We start from the raw sequence: 14,972 nt of genomic DNA on the forward strand, positions 1-14,972 counted from the left end.
TTTATAACAACGCCATAATTGAACTTTTCAATCGTTAATCGTTTACTTCACGCGAATAGTGTGAAACATCAGTCAATATGATGTTTTGGAAATCTTCAAATGACATGGTTTGTGTCTTGTCTTCTCCATATTTACGGACTGTGACAGTTTGACCATCAACCTCAGAATCACCTAGAACCAAAGTATATGGAATCTTGTTTGTTTGTGCTTCTCGGATTAAATAACCCATCTTGGCATCTTTAGTTTCAACATGTGCACGCAATCCAGCCGCTTGCAACTTTTGTTGAATATCTCGAGAATACTCGCCATGCGCATCAACATTCACGGGAATGATTTGCACTTGTAGTGGTGCTAACCATGTTGGGAAAGCGCCCTTATACATTTCAATCAAGTAAGCTGTAAAGCGCTCCATTGTGCCCACAATACCACGGTGTAACATAACCGGACGATGGTTATCTTGTCCATCAGCACCAATATAAGTCAAGTTGAAACGTTCTGGTAACAGAAAATCAAGTTGAATGGTTGACATTGTTTCCTCACCACCCAATGCTGTCTTAGTTTGGACATCTAACTTGGGACCGTAAAAGGCAGCTTCACCTTCTGCTTCAAAGTAATCAAGGTTAAGATCATCCATTGCGCGTTTCAATTGTGCTTGAGACTTTTCCCACATGTCATCATCATCGAAATACTTTTCTGTATTTTTAGGATCACGATATGACAAGCGGAAACGATAGTCAGTGATGTCAAAGTCACGATAAACTTCCATCATCATTGTCAAAATTGATTTAAATTCTTCTTCAAGCTTTTCGGGTTCAACAAATGTATGCCCATCGTTTAAAGTCATTTCACGAACACGTGACAATCCTGTCAAAGCTCCTGATTTTTCATAACGATGCATCATACCAAGCTCTGCAATGCGCATGGGCAATTCTCGATATGATCGTGGCTTATGTTTGAAGACCATAATATGTGAAGGACAATTCATTGGACGCAACTCTAGGAATTCGCCATCACCCATATCCATTGGTGGGAACATATCTTCACGGTAGTGATCCCAATGCCCCGACGTTTTATACAAATTCAGGTTCGACAACACTGGTGTATAAACATGTTGGTAGCCATTTGCTAATTCTTTGTCGATAATATAACGTTCAACTTGTCGACGAATAGTTGCACCATTTGGTAACCACACTGGCAACCCAGATCCAACTTCTTGACTAGTAAAGAACAAGTCTAGATCACGGCCAATGGTACGATGATCACGTTCTTTAGCTTCTTCACGGCGTTTAACCTCAGCATCGACGTCCGCTTGTTTCCATTCAGCAATACCATAAATACGTTGCATCATTGGATTAGATGATTTACCACGCCAGTAGGCTCCAGCAACTGAAGTTAATTTGAAATGTTTTACCCAACCTGTTGATGGCACAAGTCCACCTTTGTCTAATTCAACATGATCGCCTTGAACAGCAATTGTGATTTTCTCATCGGCTGGCAAATCATTAATGAGTTCAATCTTGTATGGATCATTTTTAAATAATGTCAACGCTTCGTCACGTGAAATTTCGCGTGATACAATTGGCAAATCTTCTGCAACAATCTTGTGCATCATGGCTTCAATTTCTGCAAAATCGTCAATTGAGACTTGATTACCTGAACCGTTATCAGTGTCATAATAAAAGCCATTATCAATAAATGGTCCAACACCAAAGTGCATATTGGCAAACTTAGGAATGCGTTTCAAGGCTTGCGCCAACAAATGAGATGCTGAATGACGTAAAAGTTCCAACGCTTCATCATCGCTTGTCGTAATTAATGCGAATTCACCATCATTTTCAAGTGCATCATTCATGCCAACATATTGACCATTCAACTTAGCGGAAACCGCTTTTTTGGCCAGAGACTTTGAAATGCCAGCTGCAACCTCAATTGGTTTTGTACCTGCTGCAAAAGATTTTACAGCGCCATCTGGAAATGTTAATTGAATTTCTGTCATATACTTTCCCTCTTCATATTAAATATCAAATTACGTTTTGAAACCCTGTTAAGTGCTTGAAAAAAGCGTCCCTCTGAGCCAAAAGACTCAAAGGGACGCTTTACCGTGGTACCACCCAAGTTCTGCACCATTAAGATGCAACTTAAATGACAGCTAACGGCGTCACCCGAATGAATTTCGCTATTCTACTCATCATCACTCAAAGGTAGTCTATCAAACCTACGTTGTTCATTTCCACCAAACATGAACTCTCTTTAAACGCACAGCAATCAAGTTGTCCTCATCAAAGTTTCTAAAAATAATCTTAGCACTTTTTTAGAATTTTTGCAATTTAATTTGCAAATTATGCATTATAACATTTTATTTCAAAAAGCAGAAAATAACATTAATTTCTCAGTCACAATAACAACTAAAATTAATGATGTGAATATTGGAGGGAAATATTATGCAAAAAAAAATGTACAAATCAGGAAAAAATTGGCTAATTGCTGGCGTTACTGCCGCAGCAATCAGCACAACATTATGTTTGGAACCTGAAAATAGCGTTAATGCTGATGCTGTTACGCAACAACAAACTGTTGGGAATCAGAAAACCGCAACGTCTGAAGGTGACATTCAAAAGGCGAAAATTGCAGTTCAGCAAACAACGCAAGATAAAAACGAATCGCAACAGGCTGTCAATCAATCCAAAGCGAACCTAGAAACCGCTAAACAACAGTTAACAGCCGTTCAGCAGCAAAAAAAGCAAGCGACATCTGAAACCATTACCACAACTTCAACAGCCGTTGATAATATGTCCAACACCGTCATTCCTCGTGATAAACAAACTGTCCAAAGTGATGAAATGGCAGTTCAACAATCCCAAAAAGATGTAAATGATGCTCAAAATAATGTTTCTGCTAAGCAAACACAGATTGAATTACAACAGAAACTGGTAAATGATGCTCAAAATGAAGTTGATCATTTAAATGTCAAATCAGTGGCCGAAGACTTAAACCAAGCAACACAAGCCGTGTCTAACAGTAAAACAAGAGTCGCTGAAGTCGAAAATAATGTCACGACAATCCAAAACAACATTTCAAACCAAACCAACATTGTCAAAGAAGCTACAAATAATGTTAACGCTGCTAAAACAATTTTGGATCATACTCAAGATTTAGAGGACTCAAGTAATGCCAACACTAAGTTAATTAGTGATAAAGTCGTCAATGATCAAAATGTCGTTAACCAGCTGAATTCATCACTTGAATTAGCTAAACACAATTTGACCGAAGCACAACAAAAATTATCTGCTCACGAGGAATTTGATCGTAACGCAGCAGTTAAACAATCAGATAACGCCAACGAAGGTATGCTAACAGATGAATCACAATTACCAACTCAAGTAATTATGCCGATTCCTTATCAAGAAAAATTGAATCAACATCGTTCAACTGCTGTCACTATGTATTTGAGCGACGGAGAATCCATTGCCTATAATGTACCTCTTGATGGTTCAGGATTCGTTGACCGTTTTTACATGGTCGATAGCAGCAAAGATTCATCTCCAAAATTACAATTTGATCAAAATGGCGTCTTAGATTCACAACAAACGCAAGAATTAACTGCCTATGCACTAAAATTAATTAATTCAGTGAGAAATGAGGTTGGTTTGCCCTCACTCAACATGAATAGCTTAACTCTAAAGGCTGGTCAGGCAATGGCATTAGATCGCGCAAAAACAAATACAACCTATGCACACATCGATGCTGATAAAGATATTGATGACATCATTGGTCAACGCGGCTCTGGACAAAATGCTGGCATATACGATCAATATGTCAAAGTTGAAAATGGCGAAATGGCAGTTGGCGATGATACAATGCTGGTTGCTAAAGCAAATCTTGCAAACATTATTATTGCAATGCTTTGGAATGACGCGCCATCTGATTGGGGTCATCTTAAGAATTTCTTAAATGGTTATAATCCACAGGATGGCTATTCCTTGTCTACTTATATGTCATTATCAATTATTTCTCCAAAACTAGTTAATGCAGCCGGTGGTTATAATATCGCCTTCAATTTCTATGAAGATGGCAGCCAAATCAACAGTTCCTCCGCTTTAACTATTTCCAATGAATCGGCAGGTATTGCCGATTCATTGGATGGCATGTTGCAGTCAGCCGTAACCACAGCGACTACCACTCTTAATAAGGTTACTATTGATTTAGCAACAGCCAACAAAAAGCTCACAGCTGACCAATCAAAATTATCACAAGCAACCGTCGATTTGGCCAAGGTAGCAAAAAATTTAGTCACAGCAAAAAACGACTACCTTGCACAGCAAGAAAAATTAACAGTCGCCAAAAACAAGCTAACGCAATACCAAAATGAATTGGATCAAGCGCAAGAAAAACTTGACACAGACCGTGCCACTTTAGCAGCTAATCAGCAACTTCAAAAGCAAGCACAGGACACGGTAGATAATCTTAACGAAATTATTCTAGTCAAGCAGTCGCATCTTAGTGATCTTAAAAATAAATTGGTCGAATTAAGTGCGGTGCTGCCAACGGCAACGCAAAATTTAGAAAATCAACAAAACACGCTTACAATGGCACAAAGAAAATTGGCAACCGATGCCAGTCATTTAAATGACGATCTCAATCAATTAACAGATTTACGAAATCAGTTATCTGTTTTAACAGGGGTTGACAAGGCATTGACTATGGCACAAAAAAAGGTTGAACAAGCAGAATCCGACTACAATAAGGCCGTCACAGCTCTAAAAACAGCCTCTCAAAATCAATATGAAGCACAGATTAAATATAAGAATACTAAATTGCAGTACAAGCAAGAAAAAGAAAGTCTCAACACTCACCCAATAGGTAAAAAATCTAATCAACTCACATTATCTTTGTCAACTATGCCACAAACAAATAAAGCAACAACTCCTTACAAGTTGAATATTGCTACAAACAATATTATGACAAGTGCCGCTATTCATAAAAATATTTCAAGTGATAATCGACACAATGTTAACATTTTACCGAAAACTGCTGTATCAGAGCATATTTTGTCATTGTTACTTAACATCTTATTAGGAATAATGACGATCTTTGGGTTAAGCAAACGATACCAAGCTAAGCATTTAGTCAAAAATGATCAACAATGACCATTTTGATTATTCGAATCATATACGTTGCATACTAAAAAAGTACTGACTGTCATCTTCTCACTGACAGTCAGTACTTTTTATCACGCAATCAAGACTTTAAGCATTTATTTTTTCAAATCGACCAACACCTGCTTCAAAGCATCATGGGCAACGTCGTCGTGATCAAGAATACCATTGTCATACACGTTTTGTAAGGCTGCTATTTGTTCTTTTGATAATGCCATTATACTAATCTCCTCTTATTTTAAGTCAATTTTTCTTTACTGTTCGATACCAGAACTGCCATCCGAAACATTGACATGTCGCGGTCTTGAACCATCAGCTGGGCCGATATAGCCACTTGCTTCTAAGTCATCAATTAGGCGTGCAGCTCGATTATAGCCAATCCTAAATCGTCGTTGTAATAACGAAGTCGATGCCTTTTGTTGTTCAATCACAAATTGTAATGCGTCTTGGAACAATTCATCCTCACTATTACCATCCGACATATCACTACTATCTTGAGCAACTTCTTCGTCTGTCACTGTCATAGCTTCAGAATATTGAACCTCTTGCTGTGCTTTAACAAATTCTACCACACTAGTAACATCAGCGTTACTAATGAAAGCACCTTGCACACGCTGTGTGGGCTTGCCAGGTGGCGCAAAAATCATGTCCCCTCTGCCTAACAACTTTTCTGCACCGTTACTATCCAAAATCGTACGTGAATCAATGCCTGAAGCCGTTCTGAAAGCAATTCTACCAGGAATGTTACTTTTGATAGTACCATTGACTACTTTAACATCTGGACGCTGAGTAGCCAAAATCATATGAATGCCAGCTGCTCTGGCTTTGGCACCTAATCGGGCAATCGAAACCTCAATTTCACTACCAACCGTGCTCATTAAATCTGCAAACTCATCGACAATTGCGACGATATATGGCATTTTTTGCATAATCGGCTCACCTGTTTCAACGGCATCAGCATTTTGTTTATCAACTGCAGCGTTATATTCACCAATATTACGTTTGCCAAACTGTGCCAGCAATTTATAACGATTTTCCATTTCGTCAACTACTTTTTGCAATGATTTGGCAGCTTTTCTTGGTTCAGAAACAACTGGTGTCAGCAAATGTGGAATGCCATTATAAATCGATAATTCAACTACCTTCGGATCAACCATCATCAATTTAACTTCATTTGGCTTAGCACGAAGTAGAATTGAAATGATAATGCCGTTGAGACCCACAGATTTACCAGATCCTGTTGAACCGGCAATTAATAAATGTGGCATGGCTGATAAATCGGCCATAATAATATTACCAGTAACATCTCTCCCAAGTGGCACATTTAATGGATTATCATCAAACGGTGCATGTTCAATCATATCTCGGAACCCAACAGTTGCCTGTGTATCATTTGGTACTTCAATACCAACATATGGTTTCCCTGGAATTGGTGCCTCTATACGTATTGATTTAGCTGCTAGTGCTAACGCCAAATCATCTGCTAAATTGGCTATACGATTCACTTTAACCCCTTGTCCGGGTTTTAATTCATACTGCGTAACAGTTGGCCCCAACGACACACTTGTCACTTCAGCTTCCACACCAAAACTTTGTAATGTGTCATGAACTAGGCGTGACTTCTCAGTCAAACTTTTAAATTCTTTTGTTTGATCCGCCGGAGGTACCTGTGTTAACAAGTCTGCTGACGGCAGCTGATAGTCTGGATTATTTGCTTCTGGTGTATCGGTCGCTAGTGAAACCTCTTCGTCGCCCTGTGACCCTTTTGGATCGGATTGAGGCAATTCATCTGATGGTTTGTCATCATCAGTCGGCACTGGTCCATTCCACTTGATTTCTGGTTCAATAAATTCATGCGTTTGAGGTTGAGAGACATCTTCATTTATATTGTCAGCCTGATTAGCTACTTCTGACGTAGTTGAATGATCAACACCCAAAGGATTGTCACCATAATCGGTAATATCTTTTTTACGGGTATTTCTTTTAAATAGTGGCTCGCGTTTTGGCGCGTTAGCCCTTTGTTCCTGAATATAGGCCACACCCTCTTGCGCTTTTTCAACACTTTTTTCAGCAATATCACGTGCTGGAATTCGGAAAAAGATAATCACACCAGCGAATAATAACAGAGTTGTGACAATCCAAGTACCAACATTTGACATTAACATGAACAAAACATGGTACACTACAGCACCAATCACGCCACCACCAACTGGGGTGTTAGCTGATTGGTTAACAAAATCTTGTTTAATAATGCGAATGACTTCATTTACATATCCGGTACCATCTTGCAGCGTATAGGTGAAGAACAGTAAAGAGGAAATAACTTCAATGGCAACAAATGCCATGCTGGCTCCTATCCAAAAATGCCCAGCAACTTTCGGCAACTTCCGCATGAGCATATAATATAGTACACCGATTGTTAAGGGGACAATAATTGCTAGGTAAATGTTACCAAAGAAAAAGCGGAAAATATTTGCTACAAAAATACCAATCAAGCCCAGCTTAAAAGTACCCAAAACACCTAGAATAGCGCTAATTAATAACGTCAAATTTCTAGCAAGTGGGTGTTGCTGTTTTTTTGCACGTGAACTCGTAGTTCGTCGTTTTCTGGTTGTTTTTCTGGTCGCCAAAACTATTACCTCAATATATTACTAACGCTCTATTTTATCATGTTTAAAATACGAACGCGTGTTCATCTCGAATTCTTAAGAATTGCTTAACTGTAAACGGGGTCGGAAAATTTCAACAATGAAACACAAAAAGCCGCAACCGAAGTTGCGACTTTTAGTAGCTCGTGAGAGAATCGAACTCTCGATTCCGCCGTGAAAGGGCAGCGTCTTCGCCACTTGACCAACGAGCCATGGTCTTTGTTATTTCGCTGTTGAAACAACTATATAATCATAACAAGTTTTTTTAGTGACGTCAACCCCCTATTTCAGTTTATCTTGTTCGTAGGTATGAACAGTATCAAGATTGGGAAACGACTGTTGGCGTAGCGCCTCATAAATCACAATGGCAACAGTATTTGATAAATTCAATGATCGTATATGGGTGTCATCTTGTGGAATCCGAATGGCCTTTTCTGGATTTTGACGCATAAATACTTCTGGTAAACCAGTCGTTTCTTTACCAAATAGGAAGTAATTATCCCCATCTGTCTTTGTATAATCAGGCTCTGTATAATCTTGGTTCGCAAATTTAGAAACCAGATACAAATGATCCGTAGATGCCAACGTTTCCAAAAAATCCGGCAAGCTTGGATGCCTTACCAATTGCACGTGGTCCCAATAATCGAGACCAGCCCGCTTAACATGTTTGTCATCTAAATCAAAACCTAGAGGCTCAATTAAATGTAAAACAGCGTCCGTACCAGCAGTTGTACGCGCAATGTTACCTGTATTAGCAGGCATTAAGGGTTCAAATAAAACAACATGATTAGTCATTTTTCAACGGTTCCTTCCACTTTAAACAATTCTGAATTATGTCGCCACCACTCGTAAATGTGCGTGACAAGAACTTTAACAACAGCGTATGCTGGAACGCCTAGCACAACACCTAGTACACCAAAGATATGACCGCCACTTAGCAATACGACGATAACTGTGACAGGATGAATAGATAACGCTTCACCTAGAATTTTTGGTGCAATAACATGCCCCTCTATTGGCTGTTCGATTACCAAAACGATTATCGCCAAAATCAACAATTTTGGCCCACCAGCAATTAACGCTACTGTAAATACCGGTACTTGGGCAAGAATAGATCCCACATACGGGATCATATTAAAGAAGCCAGCCATTAAAGCCAATAATATACCATACGGCAATCCGATGACGGTGTAACCAATCGAGAACATAATGATAACCGCTAAAGCAACACCAAGTTGTCCACGAATGTATTGTGCCACTTGCGAGCTTACTTCTCTCAATAAATGATAAACTGATATTTGTGCTTTTTGTGGAAATTTATCAGCCACAACGGCCGAAAATTTATGCCCATCAAGTAACATATAATAAAGAATAAATGGCGTAGACACCATAGTGACACCAATTGAAGTCAATGTCGACGCAAACGAACTAATACCAGCGACACCGCTTGTCAAATACTTTTTACTCCAGTCAATCACATTTTGGTTGATATCAGCATTCGTATGATTTAGGTAATCACGAATATATTTAAATTGATCAGAAGCAAATGTATCATTAATAAAACGTTCACTCGTGCGCCAATATTGTGGCCAATTATCAATAAATGATACAACTTGCGTGCGCAATACCATGTAAACAGCAACAATCACGCCAGCAATAACTGCTAAAAGTGCAATCAATACAATGCCAATTGACAACTTTCTAGGTAAATGAACATGCTTTTCCAACAAATTTACCAATGGGCTTAGCAAATAATATAAAACCCCTGCAATGATGATTGGGGCACCTACTGCCGTAAATAAAGCTCGCATTGGTTCAAAAACAAATCGAACCTGCCAAGCCAGAAAAATAATCAACAAAATTAGTAGTATGACAATGAGTCCATTGAGTAAGTTGTTGCCAGAAAACCATCGCCTATACCATGACTGTTGTTCTTGGTCTTTTAACATAAATATTCCCCGATTCATCACGTTTATTATTATTCTACCATAGAAATAACAATCGTGTTGCCAGCCAGAACCGTGATGTCTCATCATGCTTTTCTGGCTTATTATCAGCCATGTCGACAAAGAAATTTGTGAAAAGGCTTACATTCGAGTATAATAAATTTAGACATTTTAAAGGAGTCCTATCATGGCAATTTATAAAATTTTGTTTGGCACCTACACAAAAAGAATCTCAAAGGGATTGTATGAAGCGGAACTTGATACTGAGAAAAAGCTTTTACAAAATCCGACACTTGTTGGTGAACTCACTAACCCAACCTACCTTGCAGTTTCAAAGGCAAATAAGGTTTACGCGGTTGAAAATCGTGATGGTCAAGGTGGTGTTGTCACCTTTGATAACTCTGTACGTCCGCTGGCTGAAATTGATTCACAACTCAGTGAAGGATCTGCTCCAGCCTATATTGGCGTTGATGAAGCACGCCAATTAGTGTACGCTGGCTACTATCACCGCGGTACTGTGGAAGTTTATCATATTAATGCTGATGGTAATTTGACATTAACTGATCAATGGCAAAATGAAGGTTCCGGTCCGCGCCCAGAACAAGGTTCATCACACATTCACTTCAGCAATTTAACACCAGATAATCGGTTAGTTGCTGTGGATCTTGGTGCTGACGAAGTCATTACTTTTGATGTTTCTGATGATGGCAAACTGACTGAAGCGTCACGCTTCAAAACTGAAGCTGGTTTTGGTCCAAGACATATTCGCTTCTCACCAGATGGTCAATACGCCTACTTACTTGGAGAATTGTCAAGTTTGCTGAGCGTGCTGAAGTATAATTCTGAAGATGGCTCTTTTGAACACGTTCAAACTGCCTCTACAATACCAACAGACTGGACAGAACATAACGGATCAGCAGCTCTTCGTTTGAGCAAGGACGGACACTACATCTATGCCTCAAACCGTGGGCATAATTCAGTTGCCGTGTTCAAAGTTTCAAATCTTGGCGCAGAAATTGAGCGCACCCAACTTATTAGCACTGAGGGGGAATTTCCACGTGATATGAATTGGGACAAAGACGAACAATTCTTAGTTGTTGCTAACCAAGATACAGATAACGTATCATTATACGGTCGTGACAGCGAGTCTGGCGAACTGTCACTTTTGCAAAAAGACTTCGCTATTCCTGAGGGCGTCCGCGTGACTTTTGAATATTAAATTCAACTACAAAACAACCACTTCGAGGGTACACACCCAAGTGGTTGTTTTTATATTGCCCGGTTGCACTGACAAAAAATTAAGCGTATAATCAAATCGTTTGAACTATCACAAGACGTCGATAATTCTAACCAGCAAATAAAGATTACCTGTGAGTAATCATTTCAAGGAGAATTAATATGCAACAAACTGGTATGTCCCCGCTCAACGCGCATCACTTTAGTGGTTACCAAAAAAAGGTAATTGCTTCGACTGCAGCAGGTTTCGGGTTGGAAAACATGGATGTAATGTTTTTATCTTTTACACTATCATCCATGATTGTTGATTTGCATATCTCAGGCGCAGCAGCTGGCCTGATATCATCAATCACAAACTTAGGTATGCTGATTGGCGGTCTCTTTTTCGGCATATTAGCTGACAAGTATGGCCGAGTAAAAGTCTTTACATACACTATCTGGATTTTTGCAATCGCAACTGCGTTAATGTTTTTTGCCAAGAATGTCTATTGGGTCTATGTCTTGCGTTTTTTGGCTGGGATAGGTGCCGGCGGCGAATATGGTTCTGGAATGGCTATTATTGCCGAAAGTTTTCCCAAAAGAGCCATTGCCAAAGTGACTTCTCTTTCAGCTATTGGTGGTCAAGCTGGCGCCATATTAGCAGCTATTTTGGCAGCCGTAATTTTGCCAATGTTTGGTTGGCACGCGCTTTATGTTTTTGGTTTAGTCCCAGTCATCTTGATTTTTTTTATTCGCCGACACCTATCGGAAAGTAAAGTATTCACCGATATGAAAGCTAAACAAACCAGCACTGAGTATCGTCCTGGTTCAATTGCGGCACTATTTGCAACACCAGCACAAGCATGGCAAACAATCGCTTTAATGATTATGGTCATGGTTCAAATTGCTGGCTACTTTGGACTTATGAATTGGTTGCCTTCCATCATGCAAAAGCGAATTGGACTAAGTGCTTCAAGTTCGTCCCTATGGATGATCGCCACAATAATTGGTATGAGCCTTGGCATGTTAACCTTTGGCGCCATTATGGATAAATTTGGCGCAAGACGCGCTTATACTATATTTCTAATTGCTTCAGCACTCGCAGTTTTTGTGTTAACAATGGCATCAAACAAAGTAGAATTACTTCTAGCACAAATGTTAGTTGGTTTCTTTGCAAATGGTATGTATGGTGGCTATGGTGCAATTATGGGCCATTTATACCCCACGGAAATTCGCGCCACTGCCAATAATACCATCATGAATTTTGGTCGTGCAGTGGGCGGATTCTCAAGTGTTCTCATCGGTTTTCTAATGGATCGCTATTCATTGGTCATCGTCATGGGATTTCTATCTGTCTTGTATCTGATTAGCCTCAGTGTCATGCTCACCATTCCAAAATTAAAAGCAAAAGCAATCTAAAAAGACCTGATTATAAAATGAAGTGAACCCAATAACTTGGACAGAATAAAAAATCTGTTCGGAAAGTTATTGGGTTCACTTCAAAAATCAAGTCTTTTTTAATAGCTCATAATATTAACGAGATGTCTTGTTCATACGATTTTCAGCATAACCCAACGCACGACTAATACCAAATGTTAAGACAAAGTAGATTAATGATGTAATCACCAATGGGAAAAATGGCTTAAAAGATGCACCTTGGACAACACCCGTTTGGAACATCAACTCACCAACACCAATGACGGATACAACAGATCCTTCCTTAATGACTGTCACAAATTCATTACCCAAAGCCGGCAAAATGTTTTTAACAGCTTGTGGCAAAATAATATAGCGCATTGCCTTGCCTTTAGATAATCCTAATGAACGAGCCGCTTCGTTTTGACCATTATCAACGGAGTTAATACCGGAACGGATGATTTCTGCCACATAGGCGGCAGAATTTAATCCCATTGCTAAAGCACCGGCCGCGAAAGCAGATAAGTTAAAGCCAATCACTTGTGTACCGAAAAATACCATAAACGCCTGAACAAGCAATGGCGTGCCACGGACATATTCGACATATATATTACCAATTGCTTTTAGGATAAAATTAGGTGACAACTTAAATAATGCAAATACCGTACCTAATATAACACCAATCACAACAGCAATAGCAGCTAACGCTAGTGTTAGCAATGTGCCTTTAATAAATAAGTTACCGTACTTCGCCCAGAAAGACTGATCAGCAAACATTAACTTATTGGCTTTTTTCTGATATGCCGCCAATTTTCCAGATTTTACAATATTAGTGATTGAAGCATTAATTTTTGACTTCAAGACTGGTGAGTTTTTGGGCATCGCCACTGAAACTGCCCCTTCACCTGAAGCAGGCTTTGGATAAATAATTTTGAAAGTTTTATTTTGTTGTGTATATGCTTTAGAAATTGGTTCATTCAAGACAATTCCAGCTATTTTGCCAGTCGATAACTGTGCAACCAAATCAGGCACTTTTTGCAGGCTAACTAATGTTGAGCTACTCATGTTATCTTGAACATAAGTTTCTTGAGTTGTTTGTTTTTGAGCACCAATTTTTTTACCAGCAAAGGATGACAAGTTACTCGAATACTTGCTAGCATCCTTTTTGAGAACCATTATCGTTTGTAATGGTTTCAAATACGCTTCCGAAAAGTCAACAACTTGTTCACGTTCCGGTGTTGCATTGATACCTGAAATGATAACGTCGATTTTACCGGTTTGTAGGGCACCTATCAGACCATCAAATCCCATTTCTTTAATAACTGGCTTAACGCCTAAGTCCTCGGCTATTTGCTTAGCCATGTCAACTTCAAAACCAACAATTTGATCGCGACCATTAACGGTCGCATGAAATTCAAAAGGGGCATAATCAGCTGACAAACCAATGACTAATGTGCCTTTCTTCTTAATTTTAGTCAAAGCAGGATCAGTGGTTGCCGCGCTGACCTTGCTTTGACCTAAAATGCCTGCAAATGGCATTAACATAATTGAAAGCATTGTTACAATCATTATTTTTTTAATTATTTTCTGCATATCCGAATCTCTCCTTGTGTTGTATCACAATAATAACAGTTTACGCGATAATGAATTTTTATGCAATAATATTTTCTGTTTATACAAATAATAACTGCATATTATTATTTTTTATTCATTAAAAAAACTCGCCGAAGCGAGCTCACCTGATATAAGTATCTGTAGGCCATGTTTTGTTCCAGTGATATGCAGGTACATATCACCTTCGGTAATCATCTATCTAAGTTCAATTGCTCAAACCATACCAATCATCGTTTCGTTTCACTAGATTAGCCGCCCCTACCAAAAGTTTGGGTTGCCCGCTTGTGGGGTTTACCTCGTCTCAAATGTCAATTTTCACTGACATATACGTTTCTATGGCACCTTCGTATCTATTCAGACATAGCTAGAAACCTTAGCCTTTTCGATCGCCGTAACATTGCTGTCCCCGGGTTTATTCTTTATCCCGGCACAAACACTACACCCATCTCAGAGTGTGCGAGCATGGACCTTCCTCACGCCAGAAATATGACGCGCAATTACCCGATACTTATATAGTGCGAATTATATCTTACGCATTTTCAGAATGGTCACGGCCAAAAACAGCTCGTTCCAAGTTAGCAACACGTTTAATCAAATCAAGATTAGTCACAGTATTAGCTGAAGGTGCAACCGGTTTTACTTCAGGTGTAACAACAGGTGCTACTGTCTCAACAACAGGCGCAGGCGTAACATTTGCAGCTCGAACGCTCTGTTGTTTGACAAGAACTAATTGATCCTGCGCATCTTTTAGCGCTGTCTGCAAACGTGCGACTTCACCTTGAAGTTGTTCAACACGTCCACCAAAGGCACCGTAGTCTTTGATGATATCATCTAAAAAGCTGTCAACATCGGCGGGATCATATCCAACGCCCATGCGCTTTTGTTTAAAAACACGTTCTAAAATATCTTTTTGCGTGTATTTTACTTGTTCCACAAGAAACACCTCGTTTAATTTTTTAACTTAATTTATATTACCA

Annotated in this window: 9 protein-coding genes, 1 tRNA gene, 1 other RNA gene and 1 other annotated feature; of the genes, 3 read left to right on the forward strand and 8 right to left on the reverse strand. The window is 39.2% G+C overall.

Going from position 1 to position 14,972, the window contains the following annotated elements:
* Positions 1 to 34 precede the first annotated feature (34 nt).
* Positions 35 to 1,996 carry a threonine--tRNA ligase gene (gene thrS, locus IEU65_RS01025; protein ID WP_010279162.1) on the reverse strand — a complete coding sequence of 654 codons (1,962 nt, stop codon included), beginning with the start codon at positions 1,994 to 1,996 and terminating at the stop codon, positions 35 to 37.
* 88 nt (positions 1,997 to 2,084) lie between these two features.
* Positions 2,085 to 2,292, reverse strand: a binding site (T-box leader).
* 149 nt (positions 2,293 to 2,441) lie between these two features.
* On the opposite strand from thrS, the gene IEU65_RS01030 reads away from it, so the two are divergent.
* A complete protein-coding gene (locus IEU65_RS01030; protein WP_010279158.1) occupies positions 2,442 to 5,147 on the forward strand; it encodes an SEC10/PgrA surface exclusion domain-containing protein in 2,706 nt (901 codons plus the stop codon).
* A 263-nt stretch (positions 5,148 to 5,410) separates the two neighbouring features.
* Here the strand turns inward: IEU65_RS01030 and IEU65_RS01035 are convergent, their stop codons facing one another.
* The 4 genes from IEU65_RS01035 to IEU65_RS01050 all read right to left on the reverse strand — a co-directional run bounded on the left by IEU65_RS01035 (position 5,411) and on the right by IEU65_RS01050 (position 9,753).
* Positions 5,411 to 7,786 (reverse strand): FtsK/SpoIIIE family DNA translocase, encoded by a 2,376-nt coding sequence (locus tag IEU65_RS01035; protein WP_010279150.1) that lies wholly within the window; start codon positions 7,784 to 7,786, stop codon positions 5,411 to 5,413.
* A 158-nt stretch (positions 7,787 to 7,944) separates the two neighbouring features.
* Positions 7,945 to 8,016 (reverse strand) — tRNA-Glu (locus IEU65_RS01040).
* A 70-nt stretch (positions 8,017 to 8,086) separates the two neighbouring features.
* Positions 8,087 to 8,599, reverse strand: a complete 513-nt coding sequence (locus IEU65_RS01045; RefSeq protein ID WP_010279146.1) for a tRNA (cytidine(34)-2'-O)-methyltransferase — start codon at positions 8,597 to 8,599, stop codon at positions 8,087 to 8,089.
* Positions 8,596 to 9,753 (reverse strand): AI-2E family transporter, encoded by a 1,158-nt coding sequence (locus tag IEU65_RS01050; RefSeq protein ID WP_010279143.1) that lies wholly within the window; start codon positions 9,751 to 9,753, stop codon positions 8,596 to 8,598. Before IEU65_RS01050 ends, IEU65_RS01045 begins: the two co-directional genes overlap by 4 nt.
* Positions 9,754 to 9,937: 184 nt before the next feature.
* Between IEU65_RS01050 and IEU65_RS01055 the strand changes: the two genes are divergently transcribed.
* Both IEU65_RS01055 and IEU65_RS01060 read left to right on the forward strand, forming a co-directional pair.
* Positions 9,938 to 10,969 carry a lactonase family protein gene (locus IEU65_RS01055; RefSeq protein ID WP_010279140.1) on the forward strand — a complete coding sequence of 344 codons (1,032 nt, stop codon included), beginning with the start codon at positions 9,938 to 9,940 and terminating at the stop codon, positions 10,967 to 10,969.
* A gap of 179 nt (positions 10,970 to 11,148) precedes the next feature.
* A complete protein-coding gene (locus IEU65_RS01060) occupies positions 11,149 to 12,384 on the forward strand; it encodes an MFS transporter (RefSeq protein ID WP_147651300.1) in 1,236 nt (411 codons plus the stop codon).
* Between the two features lie 114 nt (positions 12,385 to 12,498).
* On the opposite strand, the gene IEU65_RS01065 is transcribed toward IEU65_RS01060, so the two are convergent.
* The 3 genes from IEU65_RS01065 to IEU65_RS01075 form a co-directional block, all read right to left on the reverse strand.
* A complete protein-coding gene (locus IEU65_RS01065) occupies positions 12,499 to 13,974 on the reverse strand; it encodes an ABC transporter substrate-binding protein/permease (RefSeq protein ID WP_147651298.1) in 1,476 nt (491 codons plus the stop codon).
* Positions 13,975 to 14,131: 157 nt separating this feature from the next.
* Positions 14,132 to 14,504, reverse strand: an RNA gene (rnpB, locus tag IEU65_RS01070) — RNase P RNA component class B.
* A gap of 20 nt (positions 14,505 to 14,524) precedes the next feature.
* Positions 14,525 to 14,929 (reverse strand): DivIVA domain-containing protein, encoded by a 405-nt coding sequence (locus IEU65_RS01075; protein ID WP_010279131.1) that lies wholly within the window; start codon positions 14,927 to 14,929, stop codon positions 14,525 to 14,527.
* Positions 14,930 to 14,972: the final 43 nt, after the last annotated feature.

Source organism: Leuconostoc pseudomesenteroides KCTC 3652, assembly GCF_014634745.1.
Classification (GTDB): domain Bacteria; phylum Bacillota; class Bacilli; order Lactobacillales; family Lactobacillaceae; genus Leuconostoc; species Leuconostoc pseudomesenteroides.